The sequence below is a fragment of the Nocardia flavorosea NBRC 108225 genome, assembly GCF_001613385.1.
GTDB lineage: Bacteria > Actinomycetota > Actinomycetes > Mycobacteriales > Mycobacteriaceae > Nocardia > Nocardia flavorosea.
In genome coordinates this window covers 40,026-58,654 of record NZ_BDCG01000009.1, presented here as the reverse complement: position 1 = coordinate 58,654, position 18,629 = coordinate 40,026, and the positions used below count along the sequence as shown (strand labels likewise).

At 66.7% G+C, this 18,629-nt stretch carries 18 protein-coding genes; 14 read left to right on the top strand and 4 right to left on the bottom strand.

Going from position 1 to position 18,629, the window contains the following annotated elements; translation table 11 throughout:
- The first annotated feature begins 3 nt into the window (after positions 1 to 3).
- Together NFL01S_RS10460 and NFL01S_RS10455 are read left to right on the top strand one after the other, a co-directional pair.
- Positions 4 to 354, top strand: a complete 351-nt coding sequence (locus NFL01S_RS10460; RefSeq protein WP_062973926.1) for a hypothetical protein — start codon at positions 4 to 6, stop codon at positions 352 to 354.
- 150 nt (positions 355 to 504) lie between these two features.
- A complete protein-coding gene (locus NFL01S_RS10455; RefSeq protein WP_062973924.1) occupies positions 505 to 1,731 on the top strand; it encodes a PucR family transcriptional regulator in 1,227 nt (408 codons plus the stop codon).
- A 345-nt stretch (positions 1,732 to 2,076) separates the two neighbouring features.
- Here the strand turns inward: NFL01S_RS10455 and NFL01S_RS10450 are convergent, their stop codons facing one another.
- The 4 genes from NFL01S_RS10450 to mptB all read right to left on the bottom strand — a co-directional run bounded on the left by NFL01S_RS10450 (position 2,077) and on the right by mptB (position 6,610).
- Entirely contained in the window at positions 2,077 to 3,051 is a 975-nt protein-coding gene (locus NFL01S_RS10450) for a COX15/CtaA family protein (RefSeq protein ID WP_062973922.1), read from the bottom strand.
- A gap of 65 nt (positions 3,052 to 3,116) precedes the next feature.
- Positions 3,117 to 3,908: an ABC transporter permease gene (locus tag NFL01S_RS10445; RefSeq protein ID WP_157116440.1), complete on the bottom strand. Its 792-nt coding sequence runs from the start codon at positions 3,906 to 3,908 to the stop codon at positions 3,117 to 3,119.
- A 108-nt stretch (positions 3,909 to 4,016) separates the two neighbouring features.
- Complete coding sequence (locus NFL01S_RS10440; protein WP_084492574.1) at positions 4,017 to 4,952, bottom strand: ABC transporter ATP-binding protein; 936 nt, start codon at positions 4,950 to 4,952, stop codon at positions 4,017 to 4,019.
- A complete protein-coding gene (gene mptB / locus NFL01S_RS10435) occupies positions 4,949 to 6,610 on the bottom strand; it encodes a polyprenol phosphomannose-dependent alpha 1,6 mannosyltransferase MptB (protein WP_157116457.1) in 1,662 nt (553 codons plus the stop codon). Before mptB ends, NFL01S_RS10440 begins: the two co-directional genes overlap by 4 nt.
- Positions 6,611 to 7,081: 471 nt before the next feature.
- On the opposite strand from mptB, the gene NFL01S_RS10430 reads away from it, so the two are divergent.
- The 12 genes from NFL01S_RS10430 to NFL01S_RS10375 all read left to right on the top strand — a co-directional run bounded on the left by NFL01S_RS10430 (position 7,082) and on the right by NFL01S_RS10375 (position 18,625).
- Positions 7,082 to 8,014, top strand: a complete 933-nt coding sequence (locus NFL01S_RS10430) for a helix-turn-helix transcriptional regulator (RefSeq protein WP_084492573.1) — start codon at positions 7,082 to 7,084, stop codon at positions 8,012 to 8,014.
- Positions 8,011 to 9,447, top strand: a complete 1,437-nt coding sequence (gene sufB, locus NFL01S_RS10425; RefSeq protein WP_062973917.1) for a Fe-S cluster assembly protein SufB — start codon at positions 8,011 to 8,013, stop codon at positions 9,445 to 9,447. Before NFL01S_RS10430 ends, sufB begins: the two co-directional genes overlap by 4 nt.
- Positions 9,447 to 10,625: a Fe-S cluster assembly protein SufD gene (gene sufD, locus NFL01S_RS10420; protein ID WP_062973915.1), complete on the top strand. Its 1,179-nt coding sequence runs from the start codon at positions 9,447 to 9,449 to the stop codon at positions 10,623 to 10,625. Before sufB ends, sufD begins: the two co-directional genes overlap by 1 nt.
- A gap of 41 nt (positions 10,626 to 10,666) precedes the next feature.
- Positions 10,667 to 11,434 (top strand): Fe-S cluster assembly ATPase SufC, encoded by a 768-nt coding sequence (gene sufC, locus NFL01S_RS10415; protein ID WP_062973913.1) that lies wholly within the window; start codon positions 10,667 to 10,669, stop codon positions 11,432 to 11,434.
- Position 11,435: 1 nt separating this feature from the next.
- A complete protein-coding gene (locus NFL01S_RS10410; protein WP_062973911.1) occupies positions 11,436 to 12,689 on the top strand; it encodes a cysteine desulfurase in 1,254 nt (417 codons plus the stop codon).
- A gap of 3 nt (positions 12,690 to 12,692) precedes the next feature.
- Positions 12,693 to 13,199 (top strand): Fe-S cluster assembly sulfur transfer protein SufU, encoded by a 507-nt coding sequence (gene sufU, locus NFL01S_RS10405; protein ID WP_062973909.1) that lies wholly within the window; start codon positions 12,693 to 12,695, stop codon positions 13,197 to 13,199.
- Positions 13,196 to 13,579: a metal-sulfur cluster assembly factor gene (locus NFL01S_RS10400; protein WP_062973907.1), complete on the top strand. Its 384-nt coding sequence runs from the start codon at positions 13,196 to 13,198 to the stop codon at positions 13,577 to 13,579. The genes sufU and NFL01S_RS10400 overlap by 4 nt, the downstream gene beginning before the upstream one ends.
- 824 nt (positions 13,580 to 14,403) lie before the next feature.
- Complete coding sequence (locus NFL01S_RS10395; RefSeq protein ID WP_062973905.1) at positions 14,404 to 15,981, top strand: ATP-binding protein; 1,578 nt, start codon at positions 14,404 to 14,406, stop codon at positions 15,979 to 15,981.
- Positions 15,981 to 16,415: a roadblock/LC7 domain-containing protein gene (locus tag NFL01S_RS10390; protein WP_062973903.1), complete on the top strand. Its 435-nt coding sequence runs from the start codon at positions 15,981 to 15,983 to the stop codon at positions 16,413 to 16,415. The genes NFL01S_RS10395 and NFL01S_RS10390 overlap by 1 nt, the downstream gene beginning before the upstream one ends.
- Positions 16,412 to 16,759 carry a DUF742 domain-containing protein gene (locus tag NFL01S_RS10385; RefSeq protein WP_033241677.1) on the top strand — a complete coding sequence of 116 codons (348 nt, stop codon included), beginning with the start codon at positions 16,412 to 16,414 and terminating at the stop codon, positions 16,757 to 16,759. Before NFL01S_RS10390 ends, NFL01S_RS10385 begins: the two co-directional genes overlap by 4 nt.
- Entirely contained in the window at positions 16,734 to 17,357 is a 624-nt protein-coding gene (locus NFL01S_RS10380) for a GTP-binding protein (protein ID WP_051157624.1), read from the top strand. The genes NFL01S_RS10385 and NFL01S_RS10380 overlap by 26 nt, the downstream gene beginning before the upstream one ends.
- Positions 17,354 to 18,625: a cytochrome P450 gene (locus NFL01S_RS10375; protein WP_062973902.1), complete on the top strand. Its 1,272-nt coding sequence runs from the start codon at positions 17,354 to 17,356 to the stop codon at positions 18,623 to 18,625. Before NFL01S_RS10380 ends, NFL01S_RS10375 begins: the two co-directional genes overlap by 4 nt.
- Positions 18,626 to 18,629: the final 4 nt, after the last annotated feature.

Genomic DNA, 18,629 nt, shown 5'->3' with positions numbered 1-18,629 from the left:
GACATGAGTGCAGATACCGCAACCGCCACCGTCCGCGCGCCGAAGGAGATCGTCGGATCCGTGCGCAAGTTCGTCGCCGCGCACGGGGGTTCGGCCGAGGCCGTCCCGCAGCCGGTGGGCCGCCGCGGTGTCCGGATCACGCTGGTCGGCGCCGACGGTGTCCTGGGGGACCGAATGGTCGCCGATTCGGCCACCGCGCAGGCCGTGATCGACACCGTGGACGGACTGACCGCCGCCGAGGGCTGGGAGCGTGATCTGGTGGCCAAGACGACGCCGCGCAGCGGGCACTGGGAGAAGATGGCGGGCTGGGTCGCGAAGCAGACGCGATTCCCCAAGGCGCGTAACGAGAACTGAGTTGTGGCGGCGGTCCTGTGTGGACTCACAGGCTGCCGGTCCGGGCAACAGGTAGCTCGGACAGTTTCCCGGCCAAAACCTACTGGCGAGTAACCGCTTCGCGCTACCGTTAGGGCTTCGAGCGTCAGCCCGGGGGTAGAAGGAGCCGATATGACGGTCAGTAGTCCGACCCGTTCCCGACTTACGGTGTCCGGCCGTCCGATTTCGAACCATCTACGCGATGTGTCGACTCTCTCGCGTCAGATGGTCGGGCATTTCGTCGAGAATGTGGCGCCCTGCGGCACCTTGCCCGGCGATGCGCTACAGGGCGATGTCACCGCAGTGACCCGCCTGTGCCTCGAACTCACCCTCGGCCGCCTGGACGGTCGCGAACTCCCGCACGAGATCGAACTGGTGCGCGAGGCCGCCGCCGAATGGGCGCGCGAGGGGATTCCGGTCGACACCATCAACCACGCCATCCACGAGGGCTTCAAACTCGGTTTCGACCACATCATGTCCACCGCCGGCCCGGCGGATTCGGCAACCCTGGTCGCCACTGCCCGCCGGATGCTCGAGATCCTCGATACGATCACCTCGGAAGTCGCACTGGCCTATGTGAGTGAGTACCGCGGGGTGGTCGCCGAACATCACACCGCGGTGCACACGCTGATCTCCGCACTGCTCGGCGGGCACAGCACCGCGACGATGGCGCGGGAATGCGGGATCGAGATCGCGCAGTCCTATCAGGTACTGGCGCTGGGATTGCCGCCCCATCCGGACGAATCCGCGCCGCGGGTGGACGGCCGTATCGTTGCGCGCCGCAAATTGCGCCGGGTGCAGGCCGAGCTCGCTCGCAGTTGCGGTGAACGCGCATTGTCGTTGCTCAGTATCGACGGCGGAACGGTACTGCTACCGGCGCATATGTTCCCCGAGGACGCACTCGACGAACTGATCGACCGGCTGTCGCAGGCTGCGCAGGTACCGGTCACCGCCACCGTCGTCACCGCGGAGACCGCCGATATCCCCGATGCGACCGATCGCGCCCACGAACTCCTCGATATCGTCACCCGGATCAGCACCGGCGGCGGGCTGCACCGGTTCTCGGATCTGGCACTGGAATTCCAGATCACCCGGCCCGGCCCGGCGCGGGAGCATCTCAGCGCCATCCTGGACCCGCTGGACGAGCATCCCGAACTCCTGGAAACGCTGCGCCAGCACATCGCCAACAATTTCAACCGGCAGCGCACCGCCCGGCTGATGCATATGCACACCAACACCCTCGACTACCGCCTCAAACGGGTCCGGCTGCTCACCGGTTACGACCCGGCGATTCCGAACGGCCTCTGGTATCTGACCTCCGCCCTGGTCGCGCGGAGCTATCAGAAGCGGGCCCATTAGCGAATGGCGCCTCGATGCCGGCCGTTCGGCGGGGTGGCCGGGGAGTGCACGGCCGGTCGGCCGGCGATCTGTACCGGACCGTTCGCGCCCCGGCCATCTCGCGTTTCGGCCGCGGGGACCCGTCGGCTCGACCGGCACCAGTGGGCACCGTTGGCCGGCCCGGTGGTACACGCAGGTGGGCCGGGCTGGGCCGCGTTTCGATCCGCACCGGATATCCAGCGCGGCGGCGGGGTGCCCAGCATCGGTGCGTGACCGGTCGAGGGGCGATCAGCCCGGCTCGGACAGCTTCGGGGAGAACCGTGTGCCGAAACGCGGCCGCCGGGACCTACGCGGGCGGTCGGCGCTTCACGCCGGTTGAGTATCGGGTTCGGGTGTTGCGACCGGTAGACGCTCACGAGTGTGCAGCGATGCCCACAGGGCCGCGGTGGCGGCGGTGCACAGCGCCGCGCCGCCCACGTGGATCGCCACGAGTGCCGCGGGGACATCCGTGAAGTACTGCACGACTCCGACCAGCGATTGCGCCAGCACCAACCCGATCAGCACGAAGAAACGGTTGCGGACCGGAGTGGTGATACCGGTGGCGTACAAGCCGAAGCCGAGACCGACCAGCAGGGCCAGGTACCCGATGAGCAGTTGCGAGTGCAGATGCGCCAACGTAGTGATCTCGATTTCGAGCCGGGCCACCGGGCGTTCGATGCTCTTGTCGCCGGCATGCGGTCCGGCGGCCGTGACCAGAGTGCCCGCGACGAGTACACCGGCCAACGCGACACCGCTGAGCGCCGTGAGCCGGCGCAGCGGCGCGGGGGCGCGGACCGTATCGACTCCGTCGTCGGGTGCGGCGACCTTCGCGTACATCACCGCGGCCACCCACACCATGAGCATCGAGGCGAGCAGGTGCAGGGCAACCGTCCACCACAGCAATCCGGACAGCACGGTGATACCGCCGATCCCCGCCTGCAGTACCGTGCCGGCGGGCATCAGCCACGCATAGATCAGGACCTCCCGGCGCCGCCGGGCCCGGGTGACCGCGAGCACGATGAGCGCGGCGCACAGCGTCACAACGAAGGTGAGCAGCCGGTTGCCGAATTCCACGGCTTGATGGAGCACCGGCACCTCGGAAACCCCGACCGGGGTGAAACTACCGGGGAAGCATTGCGGCCAGGTGGGGCAGCCGAGTCCGGAGGCGGTGACGCGCACGATCGCGCCGGTCACCGCGATCCCGGCCTGGGTACCGAGTACCGAGAGGGCGATCAGCAGCTGGACGCGCCGGGAGGGCAACGGGAGCCGGTCCACGACTCGCAGGAATGCGCGATAGAGCACGTCACGATGGTAGCGGGCGTCGCTGCGCCGCCCGCAGCCGGACTACTACAAGTTGTCGTGGTCACTCATTCGAAGCGGAACCAGCGTGCGGCCAGGAGGCCGGCGACAGTTCCCCAGACGAGTAGCACCACCACGCCGAACCAGTCGACACCCCCGCTGAGCGCGTGTTCGAGGGCGACTGCCAGCGCCCCCGACGGCACGAGCCGGACCAGGGTGTGCACGATTTCGGGCAGCTCTTCGGAGGCGAAGACCACGCTGGCGATACCCAGCATGACGAACCAGAGGATATTGGCCAGTGCGAGCACGATCTCGGCTTTGAGCGTGCCGCCGAGCAGTAGACCCATCGCGGCGAAGGTCGCGGTTCCCAGGGCGATCAGCACCGCGCCGAGTGCCAGCCCCGCCAGGCCCGGTCGCCAGCCCAGGGCGACCCCGATCGTCCCGAGCAGTACGGCCTGCAGGATCACCACCAGCAGGACAGCGCCGCTCTTACCCGCGACGATGCCCCAGCGCGGCAGGGGAGTGGCGCCGAGCCGTTTGAGCGCCCCGTAGCGCCGGTCGAATCCGACGGCGATGGCCTGGCCGGTGAAGGCAGTCGACATCACGGCCACCATCATCACCGCGGGCACGATCTTGCCGATTTTGTCCGGGCCCATATCGCCGAACGGTAGCAGCGCGAGCCCCACCAGTAGCGTGATCGGGATGAACATGGTGAGCAGCAGCTGCTCGCCGTTGCGCAGCAGCAGCACCAGGTCGAGGCGGGTCTGCGCGAACAACATGGCCGCCCGGGGCGCCGGCCGGGGCGCAGGAGCGAAGGTACCCGGCTCGAACCGGTTGGCCGAGAGATCCGGTTTGGTCACCAGGCCCCCTTCGACGGTGGTACATGTTCGCGGAGGCGGAGGTATCGCATCACCGGGCCTCCTTCGAAGCCGGCAGATCGGGTCGGCGGAGGTGGAGCTTCAACCGCATCATGCGCGCAGGTCCCGTCCGGTGAGTTCCAGGAAAACATCCTCCAGCCGGCGCTGGTCGATGCGGATATCGGTCGCGAGTACGTTCACCCGGGCACACCAGGCGGTCACCGTCGCCAGCACCTGAGGGTTGATCTCACCCTCCACCAGATAGGAGCCGGGGCTGGTTTCGGTGGGCGCGAAACCCTCCGGCAACGCGCGCTGCAACAGTTCCAGATCCAGCCGCGGTGGGGCGGCAAATCGCAACTGCCCCGCCGCGCCGTGCGCGGTGACCTCCGCGGGCGTGCCGGAGGCGACGATCCGCCCGTGGTCGATGATCACCAGCTGGTCGGCCAACTCTTCGGCCTCGTCCATCAGATGGGTGGTGAGCAGCACGCTGACCCCGTCGCGGCGGAGGGCGTCGATAAGCTCCCACACCATGATCCGGGCCTGGGCGTCCATACCCGCGGTCGGTTCGTCCAGGAAGACGATCTCGGGCCGGCCCACGAGTGCACAGGCGAGTGAGAGCCGTTGCTGCTGACCACCGGACAGCCGCCGGTAGGGGGTACGCCGGTTGTCGGACAACCCGAGCACACCCAGCAGCCAATCGGGATCCAGCGGATTCGCCGAATACGAGGCGACCAGGTCCAGCATCTCGCCGGCGCGGGCCCCCGGGTACGCGCCGCCGCCCTGCAACATCACCCCGATCCGCGGGCGCAGCTGTTCGGACTCGGTACGGGGGTCGAGCCCCAATACGCGGACCGTGCCCGCATCCGGACGTACGAATCCCTCGCACATCTCCACCGTCGTGGTCTTACCGGCCCCGTTCGGTCCGAGCAGGGCGAATACCTGCGCCGGTTCGACGATGAAGCCGATACCGTCCACCGCGACGGTTTCGCCGTAGTGTTTGGCGACGTGGTCCACCTGGACGGCGGGTACCCGGGAAGCGGTCGTCACGAGGTCACACCGTATGCCCCGGCCGGCTGTGACGAGGCCGACACCCCCTGCTGAGCACGCCACGGCAGCGCGTTGCGCGTGACCACGATGAACAGTACGGACACGATCACCGTCGCGACCGCGGACCCGACGATCTGGAAAACCTCGAGGTCGGCGCCGCGTGGCATGAGGATGACGCTGACCAGCGCGGAGATCCCGATGGCCGGTACCCGGAATACCGGCCGCGTCGCCCACGCCGCCAGGGGCACGATCGCCCACAGCAGATACCACGGATGCACCACCGGGAACAGGAGGACGATCGCGCCCAGTGACACTCCCAGGGCACCGACCGGGTGGATGCGGCCGGTCCAGGTGGCGAAGAGCATACGCACGGTGATGAAGCCCGCCACGATCCCGGCGATGGGCCGCGTGATACTGAGCAGTGCCGTGGTGTGGTCGCCCAATCCGAGCAGAACACCGCCGAATCCGGTCACGATGCCCAGCGCCGTCGGTAGCGACATCCAGCTGCGCACCGCGTTGGCCCCGCTGACCGTATCGAGCCAGCCGAATCCCAGCCCGCTCGCCGCGCTGATCACCAGGGTGGTCAGCGCGGCGACGATACCGAGCAGTGCCGCGGCTTCGAGTACCGATCGGATGCCCGGGCCCCAGCGCCGTGCCAAGGCCATGCCCGCGAAACCGAGCACGATGATCGAAGTGATCTTGACCGAGGAGGACAAGCTGACGGCGACCGCGCCGCCGATCAGCAACGCCCAGCCGCGGGAATCCAACGGCGGCTGCCCCGTATCTCCCGGCAAGCCGTGGATGGCGCGCAGCATGAGTTCCAGTCCGGCCAGCATCAGGCCGAGCATGAGTGCATCGTTGTGCACACCGCCGATGAGGTGGAAGAGCACCAGCGGATTGGCCACTCCCAGCCAGAGGGCGCTCACCGGCGCCACTCCGCAGCGCGCCGACAGACGTGGTAGCGCCCAGACGATCAGAGCGACTCCGGCCAGCGCCAGCAGCCGATGGACCAGGACACCGGCGAGGATGTTGTCACCTGTGATCTCGGCGATTCCCTCGCCTATCCACAGGAACAGCGGACCGTACGGTGCCGGGGTCTCGCGCCAGATGGTCGGAACATTGTTGGTGAGGACATTGTCGATACCGAGAGCTGCGACCGGCCCTTCCGCGTAGGGGTCGATCCCGCGTGCCGTGATCTCGCTCTGCGCGAGATACGAGTACACATCGTTGCTGAACATCGGTGGTGCGACGCAGAGCGGGATGATCCACACGAGCAGCGTGCGGTCCAGCTGCCGGCGGGTGATCCGGCGCAGCGATGAACCGCCCAGGCCGCCGATGGCGAACCGGCCCAGCAGCAGCCAGGCCAGCACGACCGTGACCGTGCCGACCATGCACATCGCCAGCGACCCGGTGTGCGCCCGCGCGAAGATCCCCAGCACCCGCATTCCGGAGGTGGGGTTCTGGTGCACCGGTTGTGCGCCGATACCGAGGGCGCTGATCGCCATCAGCACGGTGCCGGTGGTGCCCATCAACCGGATCCGGTCCAGTTGCCGCAGTTCCCGGCGATCGAGCCCGGGTGCCTCGGAAGATTCGTCGCTGTGCAGGACGGCGATGGTGTGATCCGTTGCTTTGACATCCAGTCCGAGGGCGCGTCGCATCAGGTGCAGCGCGCGCTGCCGGAGCGGTGCCGATGCGCCCGGGGCGCCTGCCTGTCCTGCCACGGCCATCGAGACTAGTTCGCCGGAGTCTCCGGTGGGCCCCGGGCCGCGGCACACGGTGTGCCGAATCGAGGGGGTCGCGTCGCCGGGGCGGCCGCGGGTGCATTCGGTGCGGCTCGCGGACACCACTCAGTTATCGGCCGCGGGCAGTGGCCGCGACGGGCGATGCCGCGATCGGCACCCGGGCGGGACACCGAGTCGTGGTGTTGCGCGAACACGGCGGCCCTGATCTTCCCCAGCCGGTACGCGCCGTGTGCAGCCGGGCAGCAAACTATCTCGCGACGATCCGGTATCCGGCCACACTGCCGGCGGAGTGAAGCAGATCACTCCAGGTATTCGTGTCGGTCGAGGTGAACCGGACTTTCTCGGTGGAGCAGGGGTTTCCGGTTTCCCGTCGGGAGGGGTGGCGCTATGACGCCCCTCCTGGTCAGGGCACCCTTATTAGATTTCGGGAACGAATTCCGCCACACTGATGTTGTGAAAACTGTGGGTTTGCCGAATGTGGACGAAAGGGCTGGTCACCGGGCCGGTACCGGGTCCGTCGGCGCGCCCGTGATCGGCGGCGAGGGGCAGACCCGGGCGGCGATCATCCAGCTGCTGCTCGAGGAGGGCCCGATCACCGCGACCGCGATCGGTACCGCGCTGGGACTGGCTCCGGCCGGTGTGCGGCGCCATCTGGACGCGCTCATCGAATCCGGTCAGGCGCGGGCGGGCCGGTCCGCGCCGTGGCAGCAGAAGGGGCGTGGACGTCCGGCCAAGCAGTATCAGCTCACCGCCGCCGGACGCAGCATGCTCGGGCACGCGTACGACGATCTCGCCGGTGCGGCCATCCGGCAGCTGCGTGAGATCGGCGGCGAGGACGCTGTGACGGCCTTCGCCCGGAAACGGGCACGCACCCTGGTCGACGGTATCGACCCGTTGCCCGCTCAGCGGACGGGACAGCCGGCTGATCCGGGGGCGACCGGGGACGATACCGTTCGGTCCGAAACGGTGGCCAAGGCCGACGAGATCGCTACGGCGCTATCGGATGCCGGGTTCGCCGCGAGTACCCGGCGGGTGGGTGCGGGTGTGCAGATCTGCCAGCACCACTGCCCGGTCTCGCATGTGGCCGAGGAGTTCCCCGAGCTCTGCGAGGCCGAGCTCGAGGCCTTCCGGGAAGTGCTCGGCACACATGTGCAGCGGCTGGCGACCATCGCCAACGGCGACTGCGCCTGCACTACACATGTCCCGCTCACCGTCCTGCCGGACCGGGCGGGCGGCCCTCAACCGAACAACGCTTCACCCTCAACCGTTGCACAGCCCGCAGCGGACGTAACGAACGACTCCGGAAGGAGTGCCGAATGACGACCACCACCGACCAGGTGCCGCAGCTGACCCAGGAGGAGGCCATCGCCTCACTGGGTAACTACGGCTACGGCTGGGCCGACTCGGACGTGGCGGGCGCCAGTGCGCAGCGTGGTCTGTCCGAAGAGGTCGTACGCGATATCTCGGACAAGAAGAGCGAGCCGTCGTGGATGCTGGAGAACCGGCTCAAGGCGCTGCGCATCTTCGATCGCAAACCGATGCCGCACTGGGGATCCAACCTCGACGGTATCGACTTCGACAACATCAAATACTTCGTGCGCTCGACCGAGAAGCAGGCCGAGACCTGGGAAGACCTCCCCGAGGACATCAAGAACACCTACGACAAACTGGGCATCCCGGAAGCGGAGAAGCAGCGGCTGGTCTCGGGTGTCGCCGCACAGTACGAGAGCGAAGTCGTCTACCACCAGATCCGCGAGGATCTGGAACAGCAGGGCGTGATCTTCCTCGACACCGATACGGCGTTGAAGGAGCATCCGGAGATCTTCCGCGAGTACTTCGGCACCGTCATCCCGGCCGGTGACAACAAGTTCTCCGCGCTGAACACCGCGGTGTGGTCGGGCGGTTCGTTCATCTACGTGCCGCCGGGCGTGCATGTCGATATCCCGCTGCAGGCCTACTTCCGGATCAACACCGAGAACATGGGCCAGTTCGAGCGCACGCTGATCATCGTCGACGAAGATGCCTACGTGCACTACGTCGAGGGTTGCACCGCGCCGATCTACAAATCGGATTCGCTGCACTCGGCCGTGGTCGAGATCATCGTGAAGAAGGGCGGCCGCTGCCGCTACACCACCATCCAGAACTGGTCGAACAACGTCTACAACCTGGTCACCAAGCGGGCCAAGGCCGAGGCGGGCGCGACGATGGAGTGGATCGACGGCAATATCGGCTCCAAGGTCACCATGAAGTACCCGGCCGTGTGGATGACCGGTGAGCACGCCAAGGGTGAGGTGCTCTCGGTGGCGTTCGCCGGTGAGGGACAGCATCAGGACACCGGCGCCAAGATGGTGCATCTGGCTCCGCACACCTCCTCGACCATCGTCTCCAAGTCGGTGGCGCGCGGCGGTGGCCGGGCCTCCTACCGCGGCCTGGTCCAGGTGAACAAGGGTGCGTACGGGTCGAAGTCGACGGTGAAATGCGATGCGCTGCTGGTCGATACCGTGAGCCGCTCCGATACCTACCCCTACGTCGATATCCGCGAGGACGACGTGACGATGGGGCACGAGGCGACTGTTTCGAAGGTGTCGGAGGACCAGCTCTTCTACCTGATGAGCCGCGGTCTCACCGAGGACGAGGCCATGGCGATGGTGGTGCGCGGGTTCGTCGAGCCCATCGCCAAGGAACTCCCGATGGAGTACGCCCTGGAACTGAACCGCCTGATCGAACTGCAGATGGAAGGAGCCGTCGGCTGATGGCCGTCGAGAACGTTGCCGAGGCCGCGGAGGCTCGTACACCGGCGATCAACAAGGGCGAGGTGTTCACGTCCTTCGATGTGAACGCCTTCGAGATCCCCTCCGGTAAGGACGAGGCGTGGCGGTTCACCCCGTTGCGCCGGCTGCGCGGCTTGCACAACGGCACCGCCACCGCGGACGGGCAGGCCCGTGTCGAGGTGACCGACGCCCCCGGTGTGACCGTGGAGACAGTGGGTCGCGACGACACCCGGCTGGGTGCCGGCGGCACCCCGGCCGATCGGGTCGCGGCCCAGGCGTACTCCGGGTTCGAGCAGGCCACGATCGTTTCGGTGGGCAAGGAGACCGAGGTCGCCGACACGGTCGTCGTGCGGATCACCGGCCCCGGCGAAGGCAAGACGGCCTATGGGCATCTGCAGGTGCGGCTGGCCGAATTCGCCGTCGCGACGGTCGTCATCGACCAGCGCGGCAGCGGAACCTATGCCGAGAACGTCGAATTCGTTCTCGGTGACAGTGCCAAACTCACCGTCGTCGCGGTGCAGGATTGGGCCGACGATGTCGTACACGCCACCGCACACCACGCCAACCTGGGCCGCGATGCGGTCCTGCGGCATACCGCGGTAACGCTCGGCGGCGATCTGGTGCGGCTCACCGGTACCGTCCGCTACGCCGGGCCGGGGGGCGATGCCGAACTGCTCGGTCTCTACTTCGCCGACGCCGGCCAGCATTTCGAACAGCGCCTGCTGGTCGATCACGCGGTACCGCATTGCAAATCGAACGTGCTGTACAAGGGCGCGCTGCAGGGCGACCCCGATTCGCGCAAGGGCGACGCTCGCACGGTATGGGTCGGCGATGTGCTGATCCGCGCCGCCGCCGAGGGCACCGACACCTTCGAGATCAACCGTAATCTCGTGCTCACCGACGGGGCGCGCGCCGATTCAGTGCCGAACCTGGAGATCGAAACCGGTGAGATCGTCGGCGCGGGACACGCGTCGGCAACCGGTCGTTTCGACGACGAGCAGCTGTTCTATCTACGGGCACGCGGTATTCCGGAGGACGTCGCACGTCGTCTCGTGGTGCGCGGTTTCTTCCACGAGATCATCCAGAAGATCGGGGTGCCCGAGGTCGCCGAGCGGCTGGAGGCGGCCATCGAGGCCGAACTCGCCGCCATCGGCGCCTGACCGACCACCCAGCCACAGCCACCGAAGGAATTCAGAAACCGATGACCACCCTGGAAATCAAGGACCTGCACGCCGAGGTCGCCACCCCGGACGGCGATACCGTCAAGATCCTCAAGGGCGTGAACCTCACCGTGAAATCCGGTGAGACGCACGCCATCATGGGTCCGAACGGCTCGGGTAAGTCGACCCTGTCCTACGCGATCGCCGGACATCCCAAGTACACCGTCACCAGCGGCTCGATCACCCTCGACGGTGAGGACGTGCTGGAGATGTCGGTGGACGAGCGGGCGCGTGCCGGCCTTTTCCTGGCGATGCAGTACCCCATCGAGGTTCCCGGGGTCTCCATGTCCAACTTCCTGCGTACCGCCGCCACCTCGGTGCGCGGTGAGGCGCCGAAGCTGCGGCACTGGGTGAAGGAGGTGAAGGAGTCGATGAACGAACTCGATATCGACGCCGCCTTCGCCGACCGCAGTGTGAACGAGGGCTTCTCCGGCGGTGAGAAGAAGCGGCACGAGATCCTGCAACTGGGCCTGCTCAAGCCGAAGATCGCCATCCTCGACGAAACCGATTCCGGTTTGGACGTGGATGCGCTGCGTATCGTCTCCGAGGGTGTCAACCGCTACAAGGAGCGGGAGAACGGCGGCGTTCTGCTGATCACCCACTACACCCGCATCCTGCGCTATATCCAGCCGGAGTTCGTGCACGTTTTCGTGGGCGGCCGCATCGTCGCCGAGGGCGGCGCGGAACTTGCCGAAGAACTGGACGCCAACGGCTATGTGAAATTCCAGACCGCCACCGCCGGAGCGTGATATGACAGCGACCCTCCCCGCCTTCGATGTCGCCCGGATCCGGGCCGACTTCCCGATCCTGAACCGTACGGTCCGGGACGGGAAGCCGCTGGTGTACCTGGATTCCGGTGCCACCTCGCAGCGGCCGCTGGCGGTGCTGGACGCCGAGCGCGATTTCCTGCTCGAAAGCAATTCGGCGGTCCACCGGGGCGCGCATCAGCTGTCCGAGGAGGCCACCGACGCCTACGAGGCGGCGCGCGCCGAGATCGCCGGTTTCGTCGGCGCCGAGGCCGACGAGATCGTGTTCACCAAGAACGCCACCGAATCGCTGAATCTGGTGACGTACTCCTTCGCCGACGCACGGTTCCCGTACCACGTGGGCCCCGGCGACGAAATCGTGATCACCGAACTCGAGCACCACGCGAACCTGGTGCCGTGGCAGGAGCTGGCACGGCGGACCGGCGCGACGCTGCGCTGGTACGGGGTGACCGAGGACGGCCGGATCGATCTGTCGTCGCTGGAGCTCTCGCCGGCGACCAAGGTCGTAGCCTTCACCCACCAGTCCAATGTCACCGGGGCGGTGGCGCCGGTCGCCGAACTCGTGCGCCGGGCCCGTGCCGTCGGTGCGCTGGTGGTACTGGACGCCTGCCAGTCGGTACCGCACGCGCCGGTCGACTTCCACGCCCTGGACGTGGACTTCGCCGCGTTCTCCGGGCACAAGATGCTCGGTCCGTCGGGTGTCGGCGTGCTGTACGGCAAACGGGATCTGCTCACCGAGACCCCGCCGTTCATCACCGGCGGTTCGATGATCGAAACGGTCACCATGGAGGAGACCACCTACGCACCGCCGCCACAGCGGTTCGAGGCCGGGGTACCGATGACCTCCCAGGTGGTCGGGCTCGGTGCCGCGGTCCGCTATCTGCGGGATATCGGCATGGACGCGGTGGCCGCGCACGAGCACACCCTGGTCGAGGCCGCGCTGGCGGGCCTGGGCGCAGTGCCGGGTATCCGGATCGTCGGGCCGACCGAGAACGTCGACCGCGGCGGTGCGGTGGCCTTCCTCGCCGACGGTATCCACGCACACGATCTGGGCCAGATCCTGGACGACGAAGGTGTGGCCATCCGGGTCGGTCATCACTGTGCCTGGCCGTTGCACCGGCGTTTCGGGATCGCCGCGACCGCCCGTGCCTCGTTCGCGCTGTACAACACCGTGGACGAGGTGGAGAAACTGGTCGCCGCGGTGCGGAAGGCCCAGAGCTTCTTCGGGGTTGCCTAGAACATGCGTATGGAACAGATGTACCAGGAAGTGATCCTGGATCACTACAAGCATCCGCACAATCGCGGGTTGCGGGAGCCGTACGGCGCCGAGGTGCACCATGTGAACCCGACCTGCGGCGACGAAGTGACCCTGCGGGTGCATCTCGGCGATACCGGGGACGTCGCCGATGTGTCCTACGACGGGCAGGGCTGTTCGATCAGTCAGGCGTCGATCTCGGTGCTCACCGATCAGGTGATCGGCCTACCGGTGGGTGAGGCGCTGGGTGTCGTCGACTCGTTCAACGAGATGATCGGCAGCCGGGGTACCGTCGAGGGCGATGAGGACGTCATCGGCGACGGGATCGCTTTCGCCGGTGTCGCCAAATATCCGGCCCGCGTGAAATGTGCCCTGCTGGGCTGGATGGCGTTCAAGGACGCGGTGCTCCGGATCGACGGTGCCGCCGATGCCGTCGCCCCGGCCGCCGCGACGCCGGAGACCGACCGAGTACGGAACGGGGAAACATCATGACCGAAACATCCGCCACCGAATCCACCGCGGATCCCGCATCTGCCGAGGCCGCACTCTCGGCCGAGGATCTCGCGCAGCTCGCCGATCTCGAGGAGGCGATGCGCGATGTGGTCGATCCCGAGCTCGGTATCAATGTCGTGGACCTGGGCCTGGTGTACGGCATGCGGGTCGAGGAGAGCACCGCGGTGCTCGATATGACCCTGACTTCCGCGGCCTGCCCGCTCACCGATGTCATCGAGGATCAATCGCGTAATGCGCTGGTGCGCAGCGGCTTGGTCGACGATCTGAAGATCAACTGGGTCTGGATGCCGCCGTGGGGTCCCGACAAGATCACCGAGGACGGCCGGGAACAGTTGCGGGCGCTGGGGTTCACCGTCTAGGCGTACCCGGCGACACTTTCAGCACGCCAATTCGGGCGGCGACCGATCGGTTGCCGCCCGAATTGGTCTATACCCGAATTGGTCCGGACTGGCGGCCGGTAGCAGTCCGCTGGTACGGACCGCTGCCGAGTTGATCGGAAACGGTCGCATTTCCTAGCGTTAATGCCGGTGTGGTAGCGGACCCCGGGCATATTGGGCGGCGTCCGAGTTCGGCGGGCGGGGCGGGGATTGTGCAGGGCGGCATTATTGTTTCCGTGCGGCCGGCTCCGGCATCGGCCGTATCGCCGGGGGATTCCGTCCAGGCCCTGATATCAATTTTCGGCCCGCGTTGCCAATCGCCGACCGGTTGGTCCGGTTTCTACTCCGTCGCTGGTGATAGGGGCGGCCGCACGGTGTGGGCTGTGGCACGCGCGAGACCGCGGGGTTGCCGAGGGGGGAATCGTGTTCGTGATCTTCACCCGCGCAATACCTTTCCGCATTCCGCGAGGTCCCGGCACTATCACGGATCGGTGACAATCAATTATCGACCGTTATTGAGAGAGTTCACGGCAATGCTGCTACTGTGAGCGAGTCGTCGGGTTCCGGGCCATCGAGGATGTGCTCCGATGGTCAGCGAACGGCCGAATGACTTGTCCCTTAGTTACTTTCGGGTAGCCGAAAGTGCCTAAGGGATATGTCACCGACCGGACCGCTGGTGCCCGGCGCGGACCTCATCCGGCCAGGGGCGAACATGGTCGGCGTCGCGAGGAAGGCGAGACGAAGCGCCGTGGCCTGCCACGGCACCGCGTGGCGCACCTCGAGCCCCGTCAACGACGAGAAAGCTGATGAATCTGAATACCGCCGTGCTGCTTCCCTGGATCCTCGCCACCTTACTGGTGCTCGGCGTGGCGTGGTACGCCGTTCGGGCCGTGCGCGAACAACAGAAGCGCGTCTCCGTACTCGAGCGGGAGCTGGCCGTTCGCGAAGATGCCCTCGAACATCTCGCCGCCAGCACTCTGCCCGCGCTATCGGAATCCGTACGCCGGTTCGAACAGACCGCCGTCGGTCCCGAAGTGCCGCCGGGACTCGAGAACTCGCGTTTCGCACAGTGCCTGCGCTGGATCCTCGATCGGGTTTCCGAAGATCTGCGCACCGTCCAGAGCGAAACTCGTGAAACCGTCACCCGCGAAACCGAAGAACAAACCCGTGCCGCAGTCGCCGCGGCCGAGCAGAGCGTGCGCTCCGAGGCCGACAGCGGCCGCGAACGCGCCGAATCTCTCGCACGGGAAGCGACCAGCGCGGCGGTGCGATCCTTCGGCACCTCGGTGGTGAGCCTCGGCGCCGACGTCAGTCAGGTGGTGAGCGCCGCGCTGCGCGAGCATCGTGACGACCGGGTGTACGAGACGCTCATCCGTATCGACCACACCGTGCAGCAGATGATCCGCCAAGCGCAGTCCTATGTGATCGTCTGCGGTGGCCTGCCCGGCCGCCGTTGGCCCGCCCAGTCGCTCACCGATGTGGTGGGTGGCGCGACCGGCCGTGTGCGCGATTACCTGCGTGTCCGGCCCGCTCAGCTCGACCGGGTCGTCATCAGCCGCGCGGTGGAACCGCTGGTACACACCCTGGCCTCGCTCATCGACAACGCCCTGCGTTATTCGCCGCCCACCTCGTTCGTCGACGTCACCTTCCAGGAAGGCCATCATGGTGTGACCGTGATCGTCGACGACGCCGGCGTGCGGATGAACGCCGAGCAGATGGAGGAGTCGCGCCAGGTTCTGGCCAACGAACGCACGGTCGATATCCACCAGCTGGGCCCGGCCCCCAAGGTCGGTTTCCCCGGCATCGCCGCCCTCGCTCGCCGCTACGGGTTCACCGTCTACATCGACGGCCCGAACGCCTACGGTGGTATGCGCGCCATGGTCTACATTCCGGAGGCACTGCTGGTCGCTCCAAAGGCCGATAACGACAACGACGCTCTCTCCAACGGCGGCCCGGCTCCCCGGGAACTCGCCGCGGTACCCGGCGGCCAGGCCTCCTCGGTATCGAGTGGCAACGGTAATGCCCTGACCGGCAGCACGATGTCGGCTCGGGGGGGTCCGCATGCCGCCACCGAGACCGGCGCCCACGCCGCGGTACCCGCCGCGACCGAAACGCCGGCCCCCGGCGAGTGGTCCTCGGCGGCGGAATCCGCCGAGGACACCGGCAACGAACAGCGGACAACCGTGCACGACATCACCAGCGGTGGTCTGCCCAGGCGGCGACGCCGTGCCGCGGCCGTACCCGCGGACATCAACGATCGTCTGTCCGGGCAACCCAGGACCGAACAGGGGCAGGCTCGCCCCGATATCGCCGCCGCCTGGCAGAGCGGCTCCAAGAGCGGCCGAGCCGCCGCATCCGAAAACACCGAAGGGATGACATCCTGATGGGTTCACCGAGGACAGTGGTATCAGACAGCACCAATAAACTGGGCTGGTTACTGGACGATCTCGAGGTTCCCGGCGTCCGATTCGCCGTTCTGCTCTCCGAGGACGGGCTGCGTATCGCGCATTCTGCGGGTATCGCCAAAGACGATGCCGAACGGTTCGCGGCCGCGGCCTCGGGGCTGCGTTCGCTCGGCAAGGCGCTCGGGGAGTTCTGCGGCAGCAGCGGAAACGATGTACGGCAGAACATGACCGAATACGACCAGGGCATGATCATGATCACCGCCGCCGGAGAAGGCGCGTTGCTCGGCGTGGCGACCATGACCGATATCGATGTGGGTCTCATCGCACATCGCATGAACGAGCTGGCCGGCCGGGTGGGCCACGAGCTCGGTAGTGAGCCCCGCAGAGGCGCACACGGCGGCGATCTGCAATGAGCCGGTCGCGGCGTGACCCAGACCTGGTCCGTGCCTATGTGCGGACCGGCGGGCGCTCGCGTCCGACCCGCGAGCTGGGGCTGGTGACGCTTGTCGTCGCCGTATCGGACCCGGCGCCGGGCGCCACTCCCGACGCGCGCCGAGTGGTCGATGTATGCGCTCGTGGTGCCCTGTCGATCGCGGAGGTCGCCGCGTATCTCGACCTGCCGCCGTCGGTGGTGACGATCGTCGTCTCCGACCTGCTGGACAGCGGACACCTGAATATTCCGACCCCGGCGGAGATCATGCCGGAGATCGCCCTGCTCGAGGAGGTACTCAATGGGCTCCGTGCTCTCCCGGCCTGATCGGTCCGCGGATTACGGCCGCGCGGTCGACTATGTTGCGGAGACGGTGACCCGGTCGGTGAAATTGCTGGTCGCCGGTAATTTCGGCGTCGGCAAAACCACCTTCGTGAGCAGTGTTTCGGAGATCAAACCGCTGCGTACCGAGGAAACCATCACCGAGGCCAGCGTCGGAATCGACGATCTGGGCGGACTGGGGTCGAAGACAACGACGACGGTCGCGATGGACTTCGGGCGCATCACCCTCAATCCCGAGTTGGCGCTCTACCTCTTCGGTACGCCGGGGCAGCAGCGATTCATCCCGTTGTGGGAGGAATTGGCCAAGGGGGCACTGGGCGCCTTGGTGCTGGTCGACACCCGGCGGATCGAGAAGGCCGACGAGGTACTCGCTACGCTGGAGGAGCGTGGTGTGCCCTACGCGGTCGGCGTCAACGAGTTCGAGGGATCGAATCGCTATCCGCTCTCGGAGATTCGTGAAGCGCTCGATCTGACCGAAGACACTCCGCTCGTCGCGCTCGACGCCCGGGATCGGCGTACCTGCCTGCAAGGGCTGATCACGCTTGTCGAATACCTGTTCCATCGATTGGAGTCTCGTCTTTGACCACGCAGCATTCTCCGGTTCCGCAGCAACAACCTCCGTTCGCCGGTAGCCCGGTGGTACACGGAGAACCCACCGGAGGCGTTGGCCCACGATTCAGTCTCTACACCGAGGAATTCGCCGACGATCCCCATCGTGCCTATGCCTCCATGCGGAGCCGGTACGGGTCGCTGGTGCCGATCGATCTGGCTCCGAATGTTCCGGCCACCTTGGTGATCGGATACGACGCGGCGGTGCGGATTCTCAACGATCCCGACCGTTTTCCGGCCGACCCGCGGACCTGGCAGGGCAGTATCCCGGCCGATTCGCCGATTCGCCCGATGATGGAGTGGTACCCGAACGCGCTGCGTAACAGCGGTGACCTGCATCTGCGCTACCGCCAGGCGTATGTGCACGCGATCGACGGGATCGACCTGCACGAGTTGCACCAGACGGTGGAGCGGATCGCCGTTCCGTTGATCAACTCGTTCTGCGGAACCGGGAAAGCCGACCTTGTCACGCAATACGCTTTCCCCCTGGTTTTCGAGGTGCTCAACCGGATGGTCGGGTGCACGCCGGAACTGGGCGAGCGGGTGGCCAACGGGATGGCCGCGTTGTTCGATACGGTCAACGCCGAGTGGGGGATGAACCATCTGAGCGAAGCGTTGATGGAGCTGATCTTCCAGAAGCGTTCCGACCCCGGTAACGATGTCACCTCACGGCTGGTCCACCATCCGGCGAAACTGGACGACGAAGAGCTGCTGTCGAATCTGATCAGCTTCTACGGCGCCGGTGTGGAACCGCAGCAGAACCTGATCAACAACACCCTGCTGCTGATGATGACCGATGAGCGGTTCGGCGGAAGTATGCTCGGTGGCAGTCTGTCCACCCGGGATGCGCTCGACGAGGTGTTGTTCAACGATCCGCCGATGGCGAATTTCTGCACCACCTACCCGCGTCAGCCGATTCTCGTGGAGAACACTTGGCTACCGGCGCATCAACCGGTGCTGATCAGCCTGGCCGCGTGCAACAACGATCCGGCCATCCGGGGCGGCGACCATATCGGTAACCGCTCCCATCTGGCCTGGAGTATCGGACCACATACCTGCCCGGCGCAGTCCCCGGCGCTCGTCGTGGTCCAGGGGGCGATCGACCTGCTGCTCGACGCGCTCCCGGAGCTGGAACTGGCGGTACCGTTCGAGGAACTCGGCTGGCGCCCGGGGCCTTTCCACCGTGCTCTGGCGGCGTTGCCGGTCGTTTTCCCGCCCTCGCCGCCCCTGAATACCGTGTAAGGAG